The organism is Tsukamurella sp. 1534 (genome assembly GCF_000312385.1).
In the GTDB taxonomy this organism is placed as follows: Bacteria; Actinomycetota; Actinomycetes; order Mycobacteriales; family Mycobacteriaceae; genus Tsukamurella.
In genome coordinates this window covers 1898718-1921103 of record NZ_HE997626.1, presented here as the reverse complement: position 1 = coordinate 1921103, position 22386 = coordinate 1898718, and the positions used below count along the sequence as shown (strand labels likewise).

The window sequence follows — 22386 nt, the reverse complement described above, 5'->3', positions numbered from 1 at the left end:
CCGGGTCAGCGCGCCCGGCCCGCGACCGCCTGCCCGGCGGGCTGGGCGATCGCGAACGGCCCCAGAACCGTACGCAGCTTGTTGACGGTCTCGTCGAGCTCGGCGTGCGGATCGGAGGCGCCCACGATGCCGCCTCCGGCGAAGGCGCGCAGCGACATCCGGTCGGCGGCGACCTCCGCGCAGCGGATGGCCACCCGCCAGTGCCCGTCGCCCGCGGCGTTCGTCCACCCGATCGCGCCCGCGTAGAAGCCGCGGGAGCGGCCCTCGAGGTCGGCGATCGCGGCGGCGGCCGCGGCGCGCGGGAAGCCGCAGACCGCGGGGGTCGGGTGCAGCGCCAGGGCCAGGTCCAGGGCGGTGGTCGACGGCGCCTTGAGGCGCCCGGAGATCGCGGTGCCCAGGTGCCACACCTCGCCCGCCCGGGTGACCGACGGTGCGCCGGGCACGTCCAGCTCCGAGCACAGCGGCGCGAGCGCCGCGGCGATCTCGTCGACCACGTACGCGTGCTCCTCGCGGTCCTTGGCCGAGTCCATCAGCCCCTCGGGCGAGGAGGCGGTGCCCGCGAACGGGTGGCAGGAGACCACGTCGCCGTCGCGGCGCACGAGGATCTCGGGGGTGGAGCCCACCAGGGCCCGGCCGCGGTGGGCCTCCCCCGCCGCGTCCAGCAGGAGGGCGAACGCGTTGCCCGCGGGGTCGCGGCGCTCGAGTGCGGCGGCCACGGAGCACGGATCGACGGGGGCCGACGCGGCGAAGTCGACGGCGCGGGCGAGGACCACCTTGCGCAGGTCGCCGCCGGTTTCGATCCGCGCGACGGCGCGCCGTACCCGGTCGACGTGCTCGGCGGGCGCGGGGTGCTCGGCGGTGCGGGTCAGCGTGGGCAGCGCCGCGGGAGCCCCCAGGCCGGCGACGGTGCCGAAGGTCTCGGGCGCGGTCAGCGCGGCGGGGTCCCGCAGGTCGAAGGGCAGGGCCCCGACGACGGCGTCCACCCGGCCGGCGCGCACGGCGTCGGCGGCCTCGTGGGGATCGGTGAACGTGGCGCGCGCCCCCGAGGCGGCCACCCGTTCGCCGCCGGCGGCCAGCACGAAGTGCGGATAGTCGCCCTCCGAGCGCGTCGTCGCCGTCATCGCAGTGCCTCCCGAACCCCGTCCGTACTCTCCACTCTGCCGCATCGCGACGCGACGTACTCGAGAGCGCGGGCGTGATCCGCCGCGGAGAAGTCGGCCACGGCGTCCCGCACCACGTAGGGCTGCACGTCGCGCATGAACGCGTCGAGCGCGGTGGTCATGATCCCGATGTGGGCGTAGATGCCCGCGATGATCAGCTGGTCGCGGCCCCAGGCCTGCATCCGCTCGGCGAGGTCGGATTTGGCGAAGGCGCTGTAGCGCCACTTGGTGAGCAGCACGTCGTCGTCCGCCGGGGTGAGCTCGGCGATGATCTCCTCGTTCGCCGTCTTGAGGCCGGGGCCCCAGAAATCGGTGAGCAGGGCGCGTTCCTCGGGGTCCTGGTCGCCGGGCTGCGCCGTGTACACCACGGGCACGCCGGCGGCGCGGGCGTCGGCGCGCAGGCCCGCGATGTTCGGAACGACGGTGCGCAGCGGCTCGCGGTCCCGGTCGAAGGGCCCCACGAAGTGTTCCTGCATGTCGTGGATCAGCAGCACCGCGCGCGCCGGGTCCACGGTCCAGTCGACCGTGTCCGGGCATTCGTTCTCGGGGAGGTCGTAGACGACGCTCTTGGGCAGGCTCACCGCTTCTCCTCGTTGTTCCGCCCGGCGACGAGTTCCGCCAGGGCGCGCCGCAACTCGCGGCGACTGATCTTCCCGACTCCCGTGGTCGGGAACCTCTCGACGAGCTCGACCCGGTCCGGCACCTTGTACTCGGCCACGCCGCGCTCGCGGACGAACTTCTTCAGCTCCGGGGCGGTGGGGCGCGGGGGCTCCGCGACCTCGCCGGGCGCCACCAGGATCACCGCGCAGGTCCGCTCCCCCAGGAACTCGTCGGCGACGGCCACCACCGCGGCGTCGATCACCGCGGGATGCGCGACGAGGTGGTTCTCCACCTCCTCGGCGGCGATCTTCTCGCCACCGCGGTTGATCTGGTCCTTCGCGCGCCCCTCGACCACGAGGTGGCCCGACGGCAGCCGGCGCACGATGTCACCGGTGCGGTAGTAGCCCTCGGCGTCGAACGAGGCTGCGTCCACGCCGCCCAAGTAGCCGCGGATCGTGTACGGGCCCCGCGTCCAGAGGTGACCGGGTTCTCCGTCGGGGACGGGCGCACCGTCGTCGTCGAGGACGCGGACCTCGTCGTCCGGCGAGATGGGGCGCCCCTGCGTCCCGAGGACGAGATCCTCGGGGTCGTCGTCGCGGGTGTAGTTGACCAGTCCCTCGGCCATGCCGAACACCTGCTGCAGCCGGCAGCCCAGCTCGGGCTCCACGCGCCGGGCGGCCTCGGCGGGGAACTTCGCGCCGCCCACCTGCAGCAGCGCCAGGCTGGAGAGATCGGCGGAGGAGCCGGGACGGGCCTGCAGCCACAGCATCGCGAGCGGCGGCACGAGGGAGGTCATCGTGACCCGCTCCGCCTCGATCAGCGGGAAGGCCTTGTGCGGGGCGGGGTCCGTGCCCAGCACCACGGTGCCGCCCGCCCACAGCACGCCCAGGATGCCGGGCGAGCTCATCGGGAAGTTGTGCGCCGCGGGAAGCACCACCAGGAAGCGGGTGCCGGGGCCCAGCCCGCAGATCCGCGCGGACTCGCGGACCGAGTACAGGTAGTCGGCGTGGGTGCGCGGGATCAGCTTGGGCACGCCCGTGGTGCCGCCCGAGAGCTGCAGGAACGCCAGGGATTCCGGTGCGACCACTGCGGGCTCGGTGTCGTCGCCGTCCACGAAGGGCTCGTCGTCGACCACGAACACGGCCACGCCCCCGATCTCGGCGGCGACGCCCTGCGCCAGCGCGCGGTGGTCGAACCGCGCGATCTCCGCGGCGGTCACCAGTGCCTTCGCCCCGGACATACGCGCGAAGTGCACCAGCTCGCTGCGGCGGTGCGCCGGCAACGCGAACACGGGCACGGCTCCGATCCGGAACAGGCCGAACAGCACGGTCACGTATTCGACGGTGTTCGGCAGCTGCAGCACGACGCGCTCCCCCGCACCGATCCCGTTGTCCCGCAAGCCCGCCGCGGCGACCGCGGCCGCGCGGTCCAGTTCCCGGTAGGTCATCCGCGAGGGTGCGCCGCGGTGGTCCTCACCCACGAGCGCCTCGGCGTCGCCGAACCGGCGCGCGGCCTCGGGCAGGAACGCGGCGAAGGTCTCGCCGGTCCAGTAGCCCAGCGCGCGATAGCGTTCGGCGAACTCGGTCGGGAAATAGCCGGTCATACGGTGGCGCCTCCGTCCACGGTCAGTACCTGCGCGGTCACGTGCCGCGCGGCGGGCGAGAGCAGGTAGTCGATCGCCCCGGCGATGTCCTCGGGATCGGCGATGCGCCCCAGCGGGATTCCGAGCCGGTGCCGGGACAGGTCGCCCACGACGGCCGCATCCGCGGCGGCCTCACCGCCGAACGCGGTCTGCATCGGCGTCGCGGTGGAGCCCGGGGCCACCACGTTGATCCGGACGCCGCTGCCGGCGAGTTCGAGCGCGAGGGTGAGGGATGCGTTGTGCGCGGCGGCCTTCGAGGCGCCGTAGGCGCCGAGCCCGACTCGGGGACCGTTGCCCGCGTTCGAACCGACCACCACCGCGGCGCCCGCGCCGCGGGCGGCCATACGCCGCGCCGCCGCGGTGAGCACCGTGACCGTGCCGGTGAGGTTCACGGCGATCGCGGCGGACCAGTCGGCGTCCGGGGTCTCGAGAACCGGTCCCGCGACCAGGATCCCGGCGCAGTGCGCGAGCGCGTCGACGGGGCCGCGGGCGCGTTCCGCGGCGTCGAGGGCCGCGGCCACATCGGCGGCGTCCGTGACGTCGAGGACGTGCGAGGTGGCGGAGCCGCCGGCGGCGGACACGGCGCGGGCGGTCGCGACCAGTCCGTCGGCGTCCTTGTCCGCGAGGGCGACGGGGCCGTGCTGCGCGAGCCGCAGCGCGGTGGCCGCGCCGATCCCGGACGCGGCGCCGGTGACGAACGAGTGCATCAGTGATCGTCCTCGTCGAAGTCGGCGACGCCCAGTTTCCAGTAGCCCGTGATGTCCACGTCCCGCTTGGCGGGCTTCCACGCGCTCACGACCCAGCGGCGCAGCGGCTTGAGCACCCCCGCCTCCCCGGCGAGCCAGACGTACCACCGCTCACCGTCGGGCACCTCCTGCGGCAGCTCGGCGACGGCGCGTTCCAGCACGTCGGAGGTGCCGGGGGCGGCGTCGCCGCGGTGGCACCAGCGCACCTCGAAGCCGGGCGGCGGGTCCAGCCGGATCTCCTCGGCGGCGTCGGCCACCTCGATGAGGGCCCAGCCGCGGGCGTCGCGCGGCAGCTCCTCGAGCCACCGGTCGACGGCGGGCAGCGCCGTGATGTCTCCCACCAGCAGATAGCGGGTGTAGATCGGCGGCACCACCACGCCGCCGGGCGGGCCCGCGACGTGCACGGCGTCGCCGGGGTTCACGGCCTCCGCCCAGTCCGAGCCCAGGCCGCCGCGGTGCAGCGCGATGTCGATGTCGAGTTCGCCCGCCTCGGCGTCGTACCGCCGCACCGTGTACTCGCGGGTGGTGGGCCGCGGGTCGCGCGGCCAGTGCAGCATGAGGCCGTTCTGCTCGGGCAGCGTCAGCACGCCGTCCTCGCCCGGCAGCACGAACTTCACGTGGTCGTCCGCCGCGTGGGTCTGGAAGCCGTCGAGCTCCGCCCCGCCGAGCGTCACCCGGATCAGGGCGCTGCCGAGGCGGCGGGTGCGCAGCACCTCCAGCCTGCGCAGGCCGATGGGGTACGGCACCCGGTCGGCGCCGTCCGCGTCGCCGGCGCGCACCTCGGCGATGCGCTCCAGATGCCGGCCGCGGTGGTCGATGCGTGCGGTCATTCGTCGGTTCCTCTCGGTGGGCTGAGTCGTTCGCGGCCGCGCGACCACGCGGCCCAGAGTTCCGCGTACGCTCCGCCGGCGGCGACGAGCTCGGGGTGCGGCCCCCGCTCGATCACCCGTCCGTCGGCCATCAGCACCACCTCGTCGGCGCGCGCGGCCTGGGCCAGACGGTGCGCGACGACCACGGCGGTGCGGCCGCGGGTGATCCTCTGCGCGGCGTCCTCCAGTTCGGCGGCGCCGGCGGACCCGGCCTCCGCGGTGGCCTCGTCGAGAACGACCACCGGCGGGTCGAGGAGGGCGACGCGGGCCAGGGCCACCTGCTGCGCCTGGACGGGGGTGAGCGCCCCGGCCTGGGCGCCGACCTCGCGGTCGAGGTCGAGTTCGAGCCCGGCGACGGCGAGCGCGGCGCGCAGCTCGTCGTCGGTGGCGCCGGGCGCGGCCAGCCGCAGGTCGTCGGCCACGGTGCCCGCGAACACGTGCACGTCCTGCGTGACCAGGCAGATCTGCCGGGCGCGCGACGCCGGCGCGAGGTCGGCGATATCGGCGCCGTCGAGCAGCACCGCGCCGGCGCCCGCCGGGCGGGCGCCGGCGAGGATCGCGGCGAGCGTCGACTTCCCGGCGCCGGATGCGCCGACCACGGCGACGGTGCGGCCGGCGGGTACGGCGAGGTCCACGTCGTGCAGCACCTCGCGGTCGCCGTAGGCGAAACGCAGGCCGCGGACCCGGAGTTCGCCGTGTGCCCGGTCCCCGTCCCGGTCCGCGCCGGCGGCCCCGTCGGCGCCCTCGTTCTCGACGATCACGCCCACCACGCGCTGCAGCGACGCGGTGGCCGACGAGATGGGGTCGACCACCAGCATGAGCTGACCGATCGGCCCGAACAGCCGCAGGAAGTACAGGGTGGCCGCCGTGACGGCGCCGACGGTCACGGCGCCGTCCCGCACCAGTTGGAAGCCGATGGCCAGCAGCAGGGTCATACCGAGCCATTCGGCGAAGTTGATCTGGCCGAACAACCGGTTGTTGATGATCCGGATGGTCACGGCCAACCGCACCACCGCCCAGGAGTGTTCGCTGATCCGGGCCCGGCGATCCCCCTGCAGCCCGAACGCGCGGACCGTCGGGAGGCCGCGGACGGACGCCAGCAACTCGGCGGCGCGGCGCCCGCGATGCCGCCGTTCCTCGAGGTACTGCGCGGGCGCCTGCCGCCGGTACCGACGGATCGCGAAGTAGTACACGGGCGCCAGGACCAGGGCCACGAGCACGAAACGCCAGTCCAGCACGGCCATCCCGACCAGGGTCACCGCCACCGCGAAGCCGGCCCCGGTGATCGCGGGCAGCGTCTCGTTGACCGTCTGCGTGAGCACGGTGACGTCGTCGGTGGTGCGGGCGATGAGGTCACCCGGGCCCACCCGTTCGAGGCGCGCGAGCGGCAGGTGCATCCCGCTGTCGATCACGCGCTCGCGGAGCCGGGCTATCACGCGGTCCACGGCGCCCGCCATGAGCACGAAGCCGTAGGCGGTGAGCAGCGCGGACGCGGCGGTGGCAGCGAGCATCGCGGCGCCCGAGATCCACACGGCCGCAGCGCCGGTGGCGCCGAGGATGGAGTGCCCGGAGCGGGCGAGGTCCACGATGGAGCCCATGAGCCGGGGCGCGACGAGCGCGGCCGACGCTCCGCCGACGAGCAGGACGAACGCCGCCAGGAACCGGGCGCGCAGCGGGCGTGCCGCCTCGCCCACCACGGCGCGCACCTGCGCCGTGCTCGCGACGGTCAGCTGCGCGGGCGTGGTCCGTTCAGCGGCGGTCACGCGGTCACCTCCTCGCCGGACGCGGCGGCGGCGAGCCATGCGGGCGATCCGGTGAACACGACGGTGGTGCGGCCGGCCCGGAGCCGGGTCACCCGCTCCACGACGGCGGCCTCGGTGACGGAGTCGACGGCGGTGGTCGGGTCGTCGAGCACCAGGACGTCGGGATCGGCGTACAGGGCGCGCGCGAGCGCCACCCGCTGCCGCTGCCCGCCGGACAGCGCGGTGCCGCCCTCCCCGACCTCGTTGTCGAGGGCGTCGTCGGCGATGAGGTCGTCGAGGCCGGCGGCGAGCACTGCGGCGTCGACGGTGACCGTCCGCTCGCGCCCGGCGCGGCCGGCGCCGAGTTCGACGTTCTGCAGCACGGTCCCGTCGAACAGGTCGCCGAGATGCGGCGCCACGAGCACGGATTCGCGCAGCCGCGCGGGCGCGATGCCGCGCACGTCGAGGCCTCCGACACGTGCCGCGCCCGCGTCGGGCACCTCGGCGAGCGACAGCGCGGCGGTGGCGGCGGAGGCGTGCGCCGGCGGCACGTCGAGCACCGAGAGACCACCCTGCGGCACGGTCACCTCGTCGTCGCCGAGGCGCAGGACGATCGGGCCGTGCGGCACGTCGGCGTCGCCCTGGTCGGGCAGGAGCGACGGTGCCTGCAGCACGGACAGCACGCGGGCGGCGGAGGCCTTGCCCGAGGCCCACATGACGCTGGCCACGCGCCCGATGAAGTTGATGGGTTCGGTGATCAGCTGGGCGAGGCCGATCACGGTGATGAGCTGGCCGATGGTGATGTCGCCCGCCACGGCCTGCAGCCCCGCGATGAGCGCGATCCCGGCGACGAAGATCCCGCCCACCACGGTGAGGGTGCCCGAGAGCGCGGCGGAGGCGCGGTTGGCCTGCAGCGTCGCCGCCAGGGCGCGCTGCGAGCGCAGCCGGTACCTCTCGACGGCGGCGTCCTCGGCGCCGAGGCCCTTGACCACCCGCACGCCGTGCATGAGGTCGGCCGCGGTCCCGGCGGCGCCCGCCGCCTCGCGCTGCTGCCCGGCGACCCGCGCGGAGAGCGGCCCGCCGATCTTGTCGGAGAGGACCACCACGACGACGGCCCCGAGCAGGGTCGCGACGCCGAGCGGCCAGGAGATGGTGAACAGCACGACGGCGGCGAACACGATGCCCACCATGTTGCCGATCGGGTAGATCAGCACGCCCTTGCTGCGGGCGACGGCGTTGGTGTCCGCGGAGGAGATGGACAGCAGTTCGCCCGGCATCCGCTTCGGGCCGCCGAGACCGTGCGGGTCCAGGATGCGGTCGCTGATCCGCATGCGCAGCGCGTGGTCCACGAAGTTCATCGCGATCCAGCCCAGTCGCGACGCGTAGCGGAAACTCAACGACAGCACCGCGAACGTCACGCCGAGTACCAGGATCCACCGCAGCAGAACCCCGCCGTCCCCGGGCGCGACGCCCTGGTCGACCGCCTTGCCGACGACCACGGGCACGAGCATCTCGCCCACCTGGTGCAGCGCCGACAGCGCCACCGCGGGCACCATGTACTTCGGGTGCGCCGTCATCGCGCGCCACAGCAGGGTGCGCGGGCTGGTGTCGCCGTCGATCGCCGGGACGCCGACGACGCTGTCGGCCCTGGCTCCGGTCGTGGGTCTGTCAGTCATGTCAGCCGAGATACGCTCCGGAATCCCCGAGGACCTTCGCGGCGGGGTGCTCGGCGCCGTCGGCGGTGCGGACCCGCTCCACGACGAGGGCCGGGTTGCCCCCGCGCCACGCGTCGGGGCCGGCGACCACGGCGATGCCCTCGCCGTCGGGTACGCACACGCGCCCGGGAGTGCCCCCGTACCGCTTGTGGGACACCGACGCCGCTGTGATCGCGAGCCGCTCGCCCCGGAACACGGTGTGCGCGTTCGGATAGGGATCCGATTGCGCGCGGATGAGCCGCTCGATGGCGTCGGCGGGCCAGGACCAGTCGATCCGGCTGTCGTCGTCGGAGCGCTTGTGGAAGTAGGTGGCCGAGGCCGGATCCTGCGGGATCGGCTGGGCGGTACCGGCTTCGAGCTCACCGAGCGCGCGGGTCACCAGCGGCCCGATCAGGTCGACGGTGCGGTGGAACAGGTCGACGGTGCGGTCCTGCGGCCCCACGGCCACGGACTCCTGCGCGATGATCGGCCCGGTGTCGAGGCCCGCGTCCATGAGGTGCGCGGTGACGCCCACGTGGGTCTCGCCGTTGATCAGCGCCCAGATCAGCGGGGAGAACCCGGCGTACTTCGGGAGCAGCGAATCGTGGATGTTCAGGGTGCCCATGCGCGGCATCGCGTAGATCGACTCGGGCAGCCAGGTGCGCCAGTTGTTGGCGACGATGATGTCCGGCCGGGCCTCGGTGACGGCCTCGTAGAGGGCCTCGTCGGGCTTCTTCGCCAGGTGCACGGGCACACCGCGGCTGGTGGCGAGCTCCTCGACGGAGTCGTTCCACATCATCTCGTACGGGTTGTTCGAGACGGGGTGGGTCACCGCGAGGGTGACCTCGTGCCCCGCGTCGAGGACGGCGGACAGCGTGCGATGGCCCCAGGTCTGGAAACCGAAGGTGACGACGCGCATCATGCTCCCTTCGCGACGGTGACGGTCAAGCCGGCTTCGGCGGAAGCCGATTCGCGTTCGATGCCGTCGAGGATCTCTCCGGCACGAACGGCGACGTTGGACAGGAGGGTGGAGCCCAGGCCGTGGGTGGCCTCGGTCGCGCCCTGTACGTACAGCCCGGGGACGGGCTCCCCGTCGACGAGGAGGCGGTAGTCGCGGGCGACCGATGTGCGGTCCGCGTCGACGTCCCAGCCCGACAGCACCTCGGAGACGCCGGTGGACCGGAACCCCGTGGCGCACACCACGGCCGTGTACCGCTCGGTGGACTCCGCCCCGGACAGCCGGTCGTGCAGCGCGACGGTGATCCCGTCGTCCGCGGTGATCGCCGAAGTGATCGTGGTCGCCGGCCGGAACCGCAGTCGGCGGCGGCCGGTCACCTTCTCCTGGTACTCGGCGGCGTACAGCTCGTTGATCAGCTCGAGGTCGACGCAGCCGTAGTTCGTGGTGGCGTGCCGTTCCATCAGCTCGGTGCGCACGGCGTCGGGGGCGTCGTAGAAGTCGTCGACGGCGTCGGGGTCGAAGACCCGGTTGGCGAACGGGCTGTCGTCGGCGGGCTGGAACCCGTACGAGTTGAACGCGGATTCCACGACGGCGGAGGGGAATTCGCGATGCAGATGCTGCACCACCTCGGCGGCGCTCTGGCCGCCGCCGACCACCAGGAACCGGTGCTCGCCGTGCGGGTCGAACGCGGCCGCCCCGAGGTGCTCGAGCAGCCGGTGGTTGTGGAACAGGCGCGGGCCCTCGGTGGCCCACGCGGGCAGCCGCTCGCGCAGCCCGGTGGCCACGACGACGGATCGCGCGCGCAGGCGCCCGGCGCCGTCGGGCCCCGAGTAGTCGACGACCCACCGCGCACCGTCGGCCGCGTGCTCCTCCGCGCGCTCCACGGCCACCACCTCGGTGCCGTAGTCGATGCGCGCGTCGACGGCCCCGGCCACCCACTGCAGGTAGTCCGTGAACTCGACCCGCGTGGGGAAGAAGGTCTGATGGTTGACGAAGTCCACGAGCCGCTCACGGGCCTCGAGGTAGCTGAGGAAGCTGAACGGGCTGCGCGGGTTGCGCAGCGTGGCCAGGTCCTTGAGGAACGCCACCTGCATGGTGGCCCCGTCGAGCAGCATGCCCGGGTGCCAGGCGAAGGCCGGCTTGCGTTCGAAGATCTCCATGGAGATCCGGGGGCGGCCCGCACGGTTGTGCTCGTCGACCACCGCGGCGAGCGCGAGGTTCGACGGTCCTGCCCCGATGCCGACTACATCGGCGGTGGTTCCCTGCTGTGCCATGAGTCTCCATTCACTTCCCGAACGCACTCTGGATAGGATAGGCATACCTATGCAACCAGAGTCCAACCGCTGAGAGGAAATCCGCTGTGTCAGTCGCCACAGGGACTGTCCGGTGCGGCGCCGCCGCGGCCCTGGAGATCCCCGCCGCCGGCCCTCGGGCCGACACGTCCCCGACCCGCCGCGGTCTGCGCTCGATGCGCGCACCCCGCGAGTGGGGCAGCGTCCTCACTGCCGGTTAGCCTAACCAAAGATGGACAGCGGGACCACACCCACATCATCGGACCACAAGGGGAACGCCATTTCCACGATCGACTCCGGGACCGGATCCGCGCAGGCCACCAGCCTGAACGCGGCCGCGCAGGACCTCTGGCTGGGGCATCACGCCGCCGCGCGTCCCGCCGTGTACACCACCGCCGAGGCGGCGTACCTCGGCGGACACGCCGACGCGGCCCTGCTCGCCGAGGCGACCCGGCGCGCCCTCGACGAGTCCGGGCTGGCCCGTGTCCGCTTCGCCGAAGAGCGGGGCGCGCCCGTGCGCACCGCCGATCCGGACGCCGTCGCCCTGGTCGACAGGACGACCGTCGCGGACGCGGACGCCGCACGCCGGTTGTTCCATCGGGCGGCCGGCGAGACGCTGGATCCCGCCGGCGAGCGCCTGATGGGCGCGCTGGTGGTGGACATCGAGGACCCGTCGGGACCGCGCACGGCCTGGTGCCTGTGGGCGCACCACCTCGTGCTCGACGGGTACGGGTACGCCCTGATCCGGCGGCGCATCGGGCAGCTCTACGCCGCTCTCGCCGCCGGGTCCGAGCCGCCCCGCTCGCGGCTGATCACGCCCGAGGCGCTCCCCGCGCCGGAGACCTCCGGCGAGCCGGACGGCCCGCCGGAGGTGCCCCGGCCCCTGAGCAGCTGGTCCGAGGGCGACGCCCCCGCGACCGTCGGCCCGCTCCACGCCGGACGCACCGTCGACGTGGGCACCGTGCCCACGCCCTGGGCCCCGTGGACCGTCGCCGCGATCGCCGCGTACACCGCGCGTCTCACCGGCGCGCGGGACGTGACGGTGGGCGTGCCCGTGCTGGGCCGCTCCTCCACGACGATGAGCTCACCCCTCTCCGCTGCGTGGATCGCGGCGCTGCCGCTCACCGTGGCGCCCGAGGCGACCCCGGCCGCGCTGGCCGTCGCCGCGGAGAGCGGCCTGCGCGCCGTCGCCGCCGGCGCGCACCACCGCACCGGCGCGGGCGTCCTGGTGAACGTCAAGCCCTTCTCCTCGACCCTGCCGATCCCGGGCGGGACGCCCGAATTCGACGTGCTCGCCGAGGGCCCCATCGCGGACGTCTCGATCACGGTCGAGTCCCTGCACACCGATGCCGGCCCGCGGCTGCGGATCGACCTGGCCGCCAACCCGGACGTCTACACCGCGCCGGAGGTCGCCGGGCACGCCGACCGGCTCGCCGACTTCGCCACCGCGTTCTTCGCCGATCCCGACGTGCCGGTCGGCGCGATCGACTGGTTCACCGAGGACGACGCGCGCGCGTGGGCGTCCGCCACCGGCGGCCGCACCCTCGTCGACGCCTTCGACGAGCGCGCCGCCGAGACCCCGGACGCCCCGGCCGTTCTCGCTCCCGACGGTTCCGCCGTCTCCTACGAACGCCTGCGCGCGGACTCGGAGAACCTCGCGGTGCGGCTGCGGGACGCCGGCGTCGTCACCGGCGATCTGGTGCAGATCTCCGTGCCCCGCGGCCCGGAGGTGGTCACCGCGATCCTCGGCGTCCTCCGCGCCGGGGCCGCCTACCTGCCAGTCGATCCCGGTACCCCCTCGGCCCGCGCGGATTTCATCGTCTCCGACGCCGGCCCCACCGCCGTGGTCCGAGAGGGCGGGGCCGTGGCGCCCCTGACCTCGAACCCGGATGCTGCACGGGTTCCGCCCGGCACCGCGTACGTGATCTACACATCGGGCTCCACAGGCACCCCCAAGGGCGTCCCGATCGGGCACCGCAACGTGCTGCGCCTGTTCACCGCGACCGCCATGCGTTTCAAGCCTTCCGACCGCTGGATCATGTTCCACTCCTACGCCTTCGACTTCGCGGTGTGGGAGCTGTGGGGCGCGCTGCTGCACGGCGGCGCGGTCGTGGTGCCGTCCCGTGACGACGTCACCGATCCCGCCCGGGTCGCCGGACTGGTCGAGCGGCACGGGGTCACGGTGCTCAATCAGACCCCCGCCGCGTTCTACGCGCTCCAACACGAGCTGTCCGGCGCCGCTGCGGAACGGCTGCGGTACATCGTGTTCGGCGGCGAACGCCTCGAACCCGCGCGGCTGCGGCCGTGGTTCGACCGCGTGGGCGACCACGTCACGGGGTCCGGGCCGGCGCTCGTGAACATGTACGGCATCACCGAGACCACCGTGCACGTCACCGAGCACGTGCTCCGGGAGACGGACGGGCCCGCCTCGATCATCGGCCGCCCCCTTTCGGACCTGCGCACCTACGTGCTCGACGACGCCCGGGATCCCGTGCCGCCCGGCCGGATCGGCGAGATGTACGTCGCCGGTCCGGGGCTGTCCGCGGGATACCTGGGCCGCGCCGACCTGACGGCGGAGCGGTTCGTACCCGATCCCTTCGGCGACGGCCGGATGTACCGCACCGGGGACCGCGCGCGGATCACGCCCGGCGGCCTCCTCGAATACGTCGGCCGCACAGACGATCAGGTGCAACTGCGCGGGCACCGCATCGAGCCCGCGGAGATCGACGCCGCGGCGATCGACCACCCCGACGTCGCCGGCGCGGTCACCGTGCTCACGCCGCTGCCCAGCGGCGACGAGGGACTCGTCACCTACGTGCTCGCGCCCGCCGGGGCCGAGGCCGCGGTGCACGCGCACCTCGGCGCGCGACTGCCCGGGTACATGGTGCCCGCGCTGGTGATCCCCCTGACCGCGTTCCCGCTCACGGTGAACGGCAAGGTCGACAAGCGGGCCCTTCCCGCGCCGTCCTTCGGCGCCGCGGGCGCCGGCGACCCGCACGCCACGGGGCTCCTCGCGGACGTGTGCGCCGCCTTCGCCGACGTGACCGGCGTGGACGCGGTGCATCCGGACGCCGGCTTCTTCGCCCTCGGCGGCCACTCCCTGCTCGCGGTGCGGCTCGTGCGAAGGCTCGCGGAGCTGCCGGGCCTGGAGGCCGTGCGCCTGGCGGACGTGTTCGCGAGCCCCACCCCCCGCGCGATCGCCGCCCTCTCCGACGGGACCGCCGGAACCGCGGCCGGCCCGGCCGCCGGGCCGGTGGCCGGTTCCGCGGGAACCGATCCCACGCCGCTCTCCCCCGCCCAGGAGCGCCTGTGGCTGCTGTCCCGGCTGGAGGGCGCGGACGCCTATCTCCTCGGCCTCGTACTCCGCCCGTCGGACGGGAGCGCCCTCGACGTCGACGCCGCCGTCGCCGCGCTCGGGGACGTGGCCCGCCGGCAGGAGAGCCTGCGCACCCGGTTCCCCGTGATCGACGGTGCGCCCGTGCAGGAGGTGCTCACCTGGTCGCCCCGGCCGACGGCCGTGGACGACGTGCGCGCCGCGGTGGCGGAGGCGCTGGAGCGGGGCTTCGACCTCGCCACCGCCCCTCCGGTGCGGACCTTCGCCGCACCCGAGGGCATCGGCGTGGCGATGCACCACATCATCGGCGACGAGTCCTCCCGCCAGCGGTTCACCGAGGAGTTCCGCCGCGCCTACGCCGCCCGTCGCGCGGACGACCGGCCCGAGGACTGGCCCGCGGACGCACCGACGTACCGCGACGTGACCCTGTGGCGGCGCGAGGGCGCCGGGGGCGAGGAGACCGAACGCGATATCGAGTTCTGGTGCGGGGCACTCGCCGACGCGCCCACGGAACCGGCCTGGCGCACGGACTTCCCGCGGCCCGCTCTGCCCAGCGGCGCCGGCTCCGTGGTGCGCAGGTCGCTCGGCGCCACGGAGCACCGTCGGCTCCGCACCGTCGCCGAAGACGCCGACGCCAGTGTGTTCATGGCGCTGCACGCCGCGCTCGCGGTCACCCTGCGCTGCTTCGGTGCGGGCGACGACCTGTGCCTGGGGACGCCCGTCGCAGGCAGGGACCATCCGTCGACCGACCCGCTCATCGGGTGCTTCGTCAACACCGTGGTCCTGCGTACCCACCTCGGTGACGCCGTGAGTTTCGAGGACGTGCTGGCGCACGTCCGGGAGCGGGACCTGGGTGCCTTCGCGCACTCCGGTACGCCGTTCGACGCGGTGGTCGACGCGGTGAACCCGCCGCGGGCGAGCGGCCGGCACCCGCTGTTCCAGGTGATGCTCTCGCATTGGGCGGACAGCCCCACGGACGCCGCGATGACGCCCGAGCTGGTGGGCACCGACACCGCGAAGTTCGACCTGTCGTTCCGGTGCGTGGAGACCGCGGACGAGAACGGCGCCGCGGGCGTGGCCATCGACCTCGAATACTCCACCGAGCTGTTCACGTCGTCCACCGCGCGGCGCCTGCTCGACCGGTTCCTGCTGGCCCTGGCGGATCTGCCCGCAGCCCCGACGGCGCCCCTCGCGTCGGTCGACCTGCTCACCACGGCGGAACGGGACGACCTCCGCGCCTGGTCGCATCCCACCCACGACGAGCCCGCCCGGGAGTTCTCCGAGGTGTTCCTCCCCGTGGCCCGTGCCGACCTCGGCGCGGAGGCCCTGGTGTGCGGCGGGACCCGGTTCACCTACGGCGGCGTGCTCGCGTGGACCGACGCGCTCGGTGCGCACCTCGTGTCCCTGGGGGTCGGCCTCGGCGACGTCGTCGGCATCGCGCTGCCCCGCGGCGCGGAGATGATCGCGGCGGTGGTCGCGGTGCTCCGGGCAGGCGCGGCCTACGTCCCGCTCGACCCGAGCTACCCGGAGGATCGGCTGGCCGACATGATCGACGACGCCGCACCCAAGGTGATCCTCGGCGATCCGGCGTTCGTCGCCGCCTTCGCGCCGGGCGGCGCCCTGGCCGGTACCGGGAACGGCGCGAGCGTCGAATCCCTGCGGCGGCAGGCACCGTCGCCCGACGACCTGGCCTACCTGATCTACACGTCCGGTTCCACGGGACGGCCCAAGGGGGTCGAAGTGGCGCACCGCGGCATCGCGGACCTCCTCGTGCTGCAACGGGACGTGATCGGCATGGGCCCGCACACCCGCGCACTGCACTTCTCCTCCATCAGCTTCGATCTCGGCTTCTGGCAGATGATGTGGGGCCTGTGCTCCGGCGGCGCGCTCGTGGTGGCCCGCGAGGACGACCGGCTGCCCGGCCGCCCGCTGCTGGACGTGATCGAGGCGGAGCGGGTGAACTTCGTGGGCGTCCCGCCGTCGTTCGCCGCAGCGTTCCCGCCGGACGCGGACCTCGCCCCGGGGATCGACCTCATGCTGGGGGCCGAGAAGCTCACCCCGTCGCTCATCGCCCGGTTCGCGCCGGGGCGGCGCCTGTTCAACGCCTACGGCCCCACCGAGTGCACCGTGAACGCGACGCTCGCGACGATCCCTCCCGAGCACACCGGGCCGGTGCCGATCGGCCCACCCGATCCGGGGATGCGCGGCTACGTTCTCGACGAGGACCTGCGGCCCGTGCCGCCCGGCACGGTCGGCGAACTGTACCTGGGCGGACCGTCGGTGGCCCTGGGCTACCGCAACCGGCCCGACCAGACGGCGGAACGGTTCCTGGACGACCCGTTCGTCTCGGGCGGCCGGATGTATCGCACGTCCGATCTCGTGTGGTGGGGCGAGGACGGACAGCTGTACTTCGGCGGGCGCGCCGATTCGCAGGTCAAGGTGCGCGGGTTCCGGATCGAACTCGGCGAGATCGAGTCGGTGATCGGCGCCGACGAGTCGGTGGCCGACGTGGCCGTCGCCGTGCTCGGCGAGCGGATCGTCGCGTACGTCACCACCGTGGTGGGCGTGTCGTTCGACGCCGATTCCCTGACTCGGCGTGCCCGTTCCCGACTGCCGCAGTACATGGTGCCGGCGATCTTCGTCCCGCTGCCGGAATTCCCGCGGCTTCCCAACGGCAAGGTGGATCTGAAGTCGTTGCCGGAACCCGCTTCCGCGCACAAGATCTCGGGCCGGGGCCCGCGGACCCCGCGGGAGGAGCGGGTGTGCGCGATGTTCGCCCGGGCGCTCGGGCTCGACGCCGTGGGCATCGACGACAACTTCTTCGACCTCGGCGGGCACTCGCTCCTGGCGGCTCGCCTGATGACGGAGATCGGTGCCGAGTTCGGCGTCACCGCCACCGTCGCGACTCTGTTCGCGGCCCCGACCGTCGGCGAACTCGTCGCACGCCTGGAGTCCGGTGCGGGAGAGGAGGACTCGGGCCTGGGACCGGTGCTACCGTTCCGCACCAAGGGCGACGGTGCGCCGGTCTTCTGCTTCCACCCCGCGGGTGGGATCAGTTGGGGCTACGCGGGACTGCTGCGCCACCTCGACGAAAGCTTCCCGCTGTACGGGATCCAGGCGTCCAACCTGGCCACCGGCGCCCGCCCTCCGGGCACGCTGCGCGAGATGGCGCTCGAGTACCTGGAACGGATGCGCGAGGTGGCCCCGCACGGGCCGTACCACCTGGTCGGCTGGTCGCTCGGCGGCGTCGTGGCGCACGCCATCGCCGCGGAACTGCAGGCGGCGGGGGAACCGGTGGGCGTGGTCGCCATGCTCGACTCGTTCCCGTCCGACGCCTGGCCTTCGGTCCCCACGGAGCAGGACGCACTCGCGGCGTTGCTCTACATGGTGGGATACGACCCGCAGCCCTTGGTGGACAAGGGGATCACTCGGCAGGCCGTGATCGACGTGCTGCAGTCGGAGGGCAGCGCCCTGGCCGGTATCACCGAGGTCACGCCGAACGCGATGATCGACAACTTCGCGAACGCGGTGAACCTGGAGGCCGAGCCCTATCAGGCTGTCGTCGACGGCGATCTCGTGTTCTTCACCGCGGCGCGCGATCCCGCGACGTCGGCGACGTACCCGCTGTGGCGCCCCTACTTCACCGGGGCGATCGCCAACCACGACGTGGACTGCGAGCACAAGGACATGACCCAGCCCGGGCCGATCGCCGAGATCGGCCGCACACTGAACTCCGCACTCCTGCGGGCAGAAGAAAGGAACACTGGTGACGCAGAGCGCTACTAGAAGATCCCGTCGAGCACGTATCGCGCTCGCGGCCGCCGCGGCCACGACCATGCTGGTCACGGCCTGCGGCTCGGGAGGATCGTCCGACGGGCCGTCGTCGGCACAGGGCACCGCGGGCTTCCCCGTGTCCATCTCGTCGGCGCTCGGTACCGCGCAGATCCCGAAGAAGCCCGAGCGCGTCGTCACGCTCGGCTGGGGCAGCACCGAGGCCGCGATCGCGCTGGGTGTGAAGCCGGTCGGCATGCGGGACATGAAGTCCGACTGCGGCTGCGACAGCGGCATCGTGCCGTGGGTGCAGGACAAGCTGGGCGACGCCGAGCCCACCCTGCTGCCGGAGACCAGCAAGTCGATCCCGCTGGAGCAGATCGCCGCGCTCAAGCCCGACGTGATCCTGGCCGTCCAGTCCGGACTCACGGCCGACCAGTACGGGCAGCTGGAGAAGATCGCGCCGACGGTCGCCTACCCGGGCCGCACGTGGCAGACGTCGTGGCAGGACCAGACGACCACCGTCGGTAAGGCGCTCGGCAAGGAGAAGGAGGCGGCCGACCTGATCTCCACCGCCGACAAGCAGATCGCCGACGCCAAGGCCGCGCACCCGGAGTTCACCGGCAAGAGCATCGCCGCGGCGAGCGCCACCACCACCGACGGGCTCAACTTCTACTTCGACACCGACCCGCGCACCCAGCTGCTCGCGGGCCTCGGCTTCACCCCGCTGCCGTCGCTCGCGCAGCTGCGGGAGCAGACCCCGCCCGGCAAGTTCGCCGCGCCGGTCAGCTGGGAGAACGTTCCGCAGTACAACCCCCAGGTGCTCACCTCGTGGTACCTGGACGCGGCGAAGCAGCAGTCGACCGAGTCCAACCCCGTGTTCAGCAACCTCACGGCCCCGCAGCGGAAGTCCTATGTGCCGCTGACGGATCCGCCGCTGGTGTTCGCGGTGAGCTCGCCCAACGTCCTGAACCTGCCCTGGATGCTGGAGCGGTACGTGCCGCTGCTCAGCACGGCGGCCAAGAACGCCGGCTGACACCTGCACACGTGCAAGGGCCCCGGGAGCGGAAGCTCCCGGGGCCCTTCCGGTTCCGTGATCGTGGCGACTACAGGCCGGCGGCCTCGAGCGCCTGCTCGTAGAGGTCCGTCGCCTCCTCGCGGGACCTGCCCGCGGCCAGGGCGTCGGTGAACACCCTGCGCAGGCGGTCCTCGCCGGCGGCCTCGAACCGCTGCGTCCACTCCTCGGCGTTGAACCGCCAGTAGCCCACGATGTCGGCCCGGTCGCGCTTCCAGCCGAGGCCGCGCACGTGCTTCTTCGCAGCCCGGGTGTCCGCGGCCTCGCCCGCGAGCCACAGGTAGGCGTCCGTCGGCAGGTCGACGCCGCGCAGCGCCTCCGGCAGCCTGCTCGGACCGGCTCCGTTGCCGGTGCCGACGAGCTCGATCACCTCGGCGCCCGGACGCTGCGGCAGGTAGTCGATCTCGCTGCGGTGCAACACCTCCGCCACCACGGTCACGTCGATCCCGGCCGGTGTCTCCTCGAGGATCCTGGCCAGGGCCGGGAGCGCCGCGAGGTCGCCCGCGAGGACGTGCCGGGTGGCGTCCGACGGGGGCGCGTACCAGGACCGCGGGCCGGCGGCGCGGAGCCGCCAGCCGGGGCGGGCGGCGCGGAACCAGTCGATGGCGGGGCCGTGACCGTGTTCGGCCACGTCGATCACCATCCGCCGGCTCTCGGGGTCGAACGCCCGCACGGAGTAGTTCCGGTGGCCCCGGCTCCGGTCCGGTTCGGTGAGCTCCCACCCCCCGAGGGCCGACGGATCGTCGGAGCTGCGGACCTGCAGCTCGTCGCCGTCGGGGGAGAAGTAGAACGCGATCGCCTCGTCGCCCGGGGCGATGGGCACGTAGCCCTCCCCCGAGCCGCCACCGACCTCGAACTCGAGCCGCAGCAGGTTCTCCGCGACGGTCGAGGTATCGGTCAGGGTGAGGACGAAATCGTTCCACTTCATGGGAGTTCTCCGTTTCACATCGGTGACGTCGCACGGGGACGTCACGCGGGGCGTCACTTCTTGAAGGTCTGCTCCACCACGTTGAGGGTGTCCAGCGCGCGGTCGTAGTCCGGCCGCTGCACCCAGTACGGCAGGTCGTACGCGTGGTTCCCCGCGAACGCCGGCAGGGAGGCGTAGACCGGCTCGCTGCGCAGCTTGGCCACGTCGAACGTCTGCTTGTTGAAGCCGATGATGAAGACGGACGGCTGCGTGATCACCGACGGCAGCTGCTCGCGGCTGAGCTCGAAGGAGTCACCGCCGGCCTGATACGCCTTGTACTTTCCGGAGGCGAACAGCGGATCGGTCTGGAAGCCCAGGCGGGCGAATTCGGCGGGCAGTCCGCGGCCCTCGATGAGCACGAACGGGCGCCCGTCGCTGGTCATCGACAGGAACGAGACCGGCTGCGGCGGAAGGGCGATGTTGCCCTTGACCTGTTCGATCCGCTCGTCGTACTTCTTCTCGGCGTCGGCGTACACCTGCGGCTGGCCGAAGGCGTCGGCGAGCCACTTGTACTGCTTCTGCCACGTGTCGAGCTTGTTGTCCACGACGATCGTCGGCGCGATCTTGGAGAGGTTGTCGTAGGCGTCGTTGGCCTGCTTGAACGGGAACGCCAGGCCGCCGCCGATGATGAGGTCCGGCTTCTCCTTGCTGATCGCCTCGAGATCGAACCCCGATGCCGGCCACGGGATGAACTTCGTCCCGTCCTTCTCGAAGTCGGCCTTCCACGCATCGCGCGGCTCGCTGGTCTTGTCCGTGGCCTCGGGGACCATCGCCGTGATCGGCAGGCCCAGATCGTAGACGTACCCCGCGAGCGAGTAGTTGAGTAGGACGACGCGTTTGGGCGCGGACGGTACGGTCACGTCGCCCTTGACGGTGCTGATCGTGCGGGTGGCGCCGGCGTCGGAATCGGACTTCGCTGAGCCCGAGTCGCCACACCCCGCGACCAGCGCCACCGCGCATGCGAGCGCGGCGACGATGCGGAACTGCCTCTTCACTGGAGAACCCTTTCTCTGAGTACCACTCTTAGTCAGGGTAGACTAACCTCGTTTCGCTAAGGCACACCTACCCGTGAACCGGACATTCGAGGAGCACCACAGAAGATGACCGCACCGTCCCTCACCGCCGCACAGGTCCGCGCAGACGTCGCCGAGCTGCTCCAGGTGGAGCCGTCGTCGATCGGCCTCACCGACAACCTGTTCGACCTGGGACTCGACTCGGTGCGCGTCATGACCCTCATCGAGCGCTGGCGGACGGCCGGGGCCGCACTGGAGTTCCCCGACCTCGCCGAACAGCCCGAGCTGGGCCACTGGCAGAGCCTGGCCGGGGTCTCCGAGTGAACCCGTTCGACGCCGCCGACGGCGAGTTCCTGGTGCTCATCAACCACGAGGAGCAGCGCTCGCTGTGGCCGGCGTTCGCGGAGGTACCCCCGGGGTGGCGGACCGCCTTCGGTCCCGCCCCGCGCGAGGCCTGCCTCGACCGGATCCGTGCCGACTGGACGGACCTGCGCCCGCTCTCGCTGCAGGAGGCCATGGGCTCGTGAGCCGTGCCGGACTCGACATCGCCGCCGACGCGACGACGCCGGAATCGGCGCTGCCGCTCACCGCCGCCCAGCTGGGCATCTGGAACGCGCAACGCCTCGAACCTGATTCGCCCTACTACGTCGTCGGGGACGTGATCGAGATCGCGGGCGAAGGACCCGTGGACATCCCCGCCCTCGGCCGCGCGATCGCCGCCACCGTCGACGAGGCCGACAGTCTGCGCGCCCGCGTGCACGAGACGGCCGGCGGACCCGTGCAGACGATCGCGGAAGTGCCGACGGCACCGCCCGCGGTGACCGACCTCCGGGCGGAGCCGGATCCGCGTGCCGCCGCGGAGCGCGCCGTCACCGCGGAGCGGAACCGGATGGCGGAGCACTGCCGCGGCATGGTCGACCGCGACCTGTTCGCGCACCGCGTGCTGGTGCTCTCGGACCGCGAGGTCTGGTACACCCAGCTCGGCCACCACCTGGTGTTCGACGGGTACTCCGCGGCGATGCTCTCCCGGCGGGTGGCCGCCCGGTACACGGCCGAGACCACCGGCGGCGCGCTGCGTCCCAGCCCCTTCGGCGACTTCGCCGAGCTGGTCGCCGCGGACGCCGAGTACCGCTCCGGCCCGGAGCACGAGGCCGACCGGGCCTTCTGGCGCGACCGCCTGACCCCGCTCCCCGAGATCCCACCCCGGGAGGACGTCGACGGTCCGCCGGTCGGCACCCTGACCGCGACGGGTGTGCTCGGCGCGACGGTCCGGGAGCGACTGGACGCGGTGGCGTCCGCGTCCGGGACCACCTGGGGCGAGGCCCTCATCGCCTGTTACGCGGCGTTCCTGCAGCGCACCACCGGAGTCACCGACGTCGTCTTCGCGCTCCCGCTCATGTGTCGTGTCGGCTCCGTCGCCCTGCGCACCCCCGCGATGGCGGTGAACGTCCTTCCGCTGCGCGTCGCGGTGCATTCCGGCGACACCCTGCCGGAGCTGAGCCGCCGCATCGCGGACGCCATGC

The 22386-nt window shown here is 73.1% G+C and carries 16 protein-coding genes; 5 read left to right on the top strand and 11 right to left on the bottom strand.

Features of this window, described 5'->3' with window-relative positions; genetic code table 11:
• Nucleotides 1-5 precede the first annotated feature (5 nt).
• The 9 genes from BN39_RS09240 to BN39_RS09200 are packed head-to-tail and all read right to left on the bottom strand — an operon-like array spanning nucleotide 6 to nucleotide 10685.
• A complete protein-coding gene (locus BN39_RS09240) occupies nucleotides 6-1121 on the bottom strand; it encodes an isochorismate synthase MenF (RefSeq protein ID WP_019202104.1) in 1116 nt (371 codons plus the stop codon).
• The gene (locus tag BN39_RS09235; RefSeq protein ID WP_019202103.1) at nucleotides 1118-1741 is read right to left on the bottom strand and encodes an isochorismatase family protein; all 624 of its coding nucleotides are present in this window, start codon (nucleotides 1739-1741) and stop codon (nucleotides 1118-1120) included. Before BN39_RS09235 ends, BN39_RS09240 begins: the two co-directional genes overlap by 4 nt.
• Entirely contained in the window at nucleotides 1738-3363 is a 1626-nt protein-coding gene (locus BN39_RS09230; protein WP_019202102.1) for a (2,3-dihydroxybenzoyl)adenylate synthase, read from the bottom strand. The genes BN39_RS09235 and BN39_RS09230 overlap by 4 nt, the downstream gene beginning before the upstream one ends.
• A complete protein-coding gene (locus BN39_RS09225) occupies nucleotides 3360-4109 on the bottom strand; it encodes an SDR family oxidoreductase (RefSeq protein WP_019202101.1) in 750 nt (249 codons plus the stop codon). The genes BN39_RS09230 and BN39_RS09225 overlap by 4 nt, the downstream gene beginning before the upstream one ends.
• Nucleotides 4109-4978 carry a siderophore-interacting protein gene (locus BN39_RS09220; protein ID WP_019202100.1) on the bottom strand — a complete coding sequence of 290 codons (870 nt, stop codon included), beginning with the start codon at nucleotides 4976-4978 and terminating at the stop codon, nucleotides 4109-4111. Before BN39_RS09220 ends, BN39_RS09225 begins: the two co-directional genes overlap by 1 nt.
• Entirely contained in the window at nucleotides 4975-6780 is a 1806-nt protein-coding gene (locus BN39_RS09215) for an ABC transporter ATP-binding protein (protein ID WP_019202099.1), read from the bottom strand. Before BN39_RS09215 ends, BN39_RS09220 begins: the two co-directional genes overlap by 4 nt.
• Nucleotides 6777-8435, bottom strand: a complete 1659-nt coding sequence (locus BN39_RS09210; RefSeq protein WP_019202098.1) for an ABC transporter ATP-binding protein — start codon at nucleotides 8433-8435, stop codon at nucleotides 6777-6779. Before BN39_RS09210 ends, BN39_RS09215 begins: the two co-directional genes overlap by 4 nt.
• Before the next feature lies 1 nt (nucleotide 8436).
• Entirely contained in the window at nucleotides 8437-9372 is a 936-nt protein-coding gene (locus tag BN39_RS09205; protein WP_040767167.1) for a methionyl-tRNA formyltransferase, read from the bottom strand.
• Nucleotides 9372-10685, bottom strand: coding sequence for a lysine N(6)-hydroxylase/L-ornithine N(5)-oxygenase family protein (locus BN39_RS09200; protein WP_019202096.1), 1314 nt, complete (start codon nucleotides 10683-10685; stop codon nucleotides 9372-9374). Before BN39_RS09200 ends, BN39_RS09205 begins: the two co-directional genes overlap by 1 nt.
• 250 nt (nucleotides 10686-10935) lie before the next feature.
• On the opposite strand from BN39_RS09200, the gene BN39_RS09195 reads away from it, so the two are divergent.
• Both BN39_RS09195 and BN39_RS09190 read left to right on the top strand, forming a co-directional pair.
• Nucleotides 10936-17823, top strand: coding sequence for a non-ribosomal peptide synthetase (locus BN39_RS09195; protein WP_019202095.1), 6888 nt, complete (start codon nucleotides 10936-10938; stop codon nucleotides 17821-17823).
• A complete protein-coding gene (locus tag BN39_RS09190; protein ID WP_040766088.1) occupies nucleotides 17804-18844 on the top strand; it encodes an iron-siderophore ABC transporter substrate-binding protein in 1041 nt (346 codons plus the stop codon). Before BN39_RS09195 ends, BN39_RS09190 begins: the two co-directional genes overlap by 20 nt.
• A 70-nt stretch (nucleotides 18845-18914) precedes the next feature.
• Here BN39_RS09190 and BN39_RS09185 read toward each other — a convergent pair whose 3' ends face one another.
• Both BN39_RS09185 and BN39_RS09180 read right to left on the bottom strand, forming a co-directional pair.
• Nucleotides 18915-19811 (bottom strand): siderophore-interacting protein, encoded by an 897-nt coding sequence (locus BN39_RS09185; RefSeq protein ID WP_019202093.1) that lies wholly within the window; start codon nucleotides 19809-19811, stop codon nucleotides 18915-18917.
• Nucleotides 19812-19864: 53 nt separating this feature from the next.
• On the bottom strand, nucleotides 19865-20845 hold the full coding sequence (locus BN39_RS09180; RefSeq protein WP_019202092.1) for an ABC transporter substrate-binding protein: 981 nt from the start codon (nucleotides 20843-20845) through the stop codon (nucleotides 19865-19867).
• Nucleotides 20846-20950: 105 nt separating this feature from the next.
• On the opposite strand from BN39_RS09180, the gene BN39_RS09175 reads away from it, so the two are divergent.
• From BN39_RS09175 to BN39_RS09165, 3 genes are all read left to right on the top strand, one after another.
• A complete protein-coding gene (locus tag BN39_RS09175; protein WP_019202091.1) occupies nucleotides 20951-21187 on the top strand; it encodes a phosphopantetheine-binding protein in 237 nt (78 codons plus the stop codon).
• Nucleotides 21184-21390, top strand: coding sequence for an MbtH family protein (locus tag BN39_RS09170; RefSeq protein WP_019202090.1), 207 nt, complete (start codon nucleotides 21184-21186; stop codon nucleotides 21388-21390). The genes BN39_RS09175 and BN39_RS09170 overlap by 4 nt, the downstream gene beginning before the upstream one ends.
• Nucleotides 21387-22386 (top strand): condensation domain-containing protein (locus tag BN39_RS09165; RefSeq protein WP_040766085.1); only part of this gene is annotated, 1000 nt, incomplete at its 3' end. The genes BN39_RS09170 and BN39_RS09165, both read left to right, overlap by 4 nt.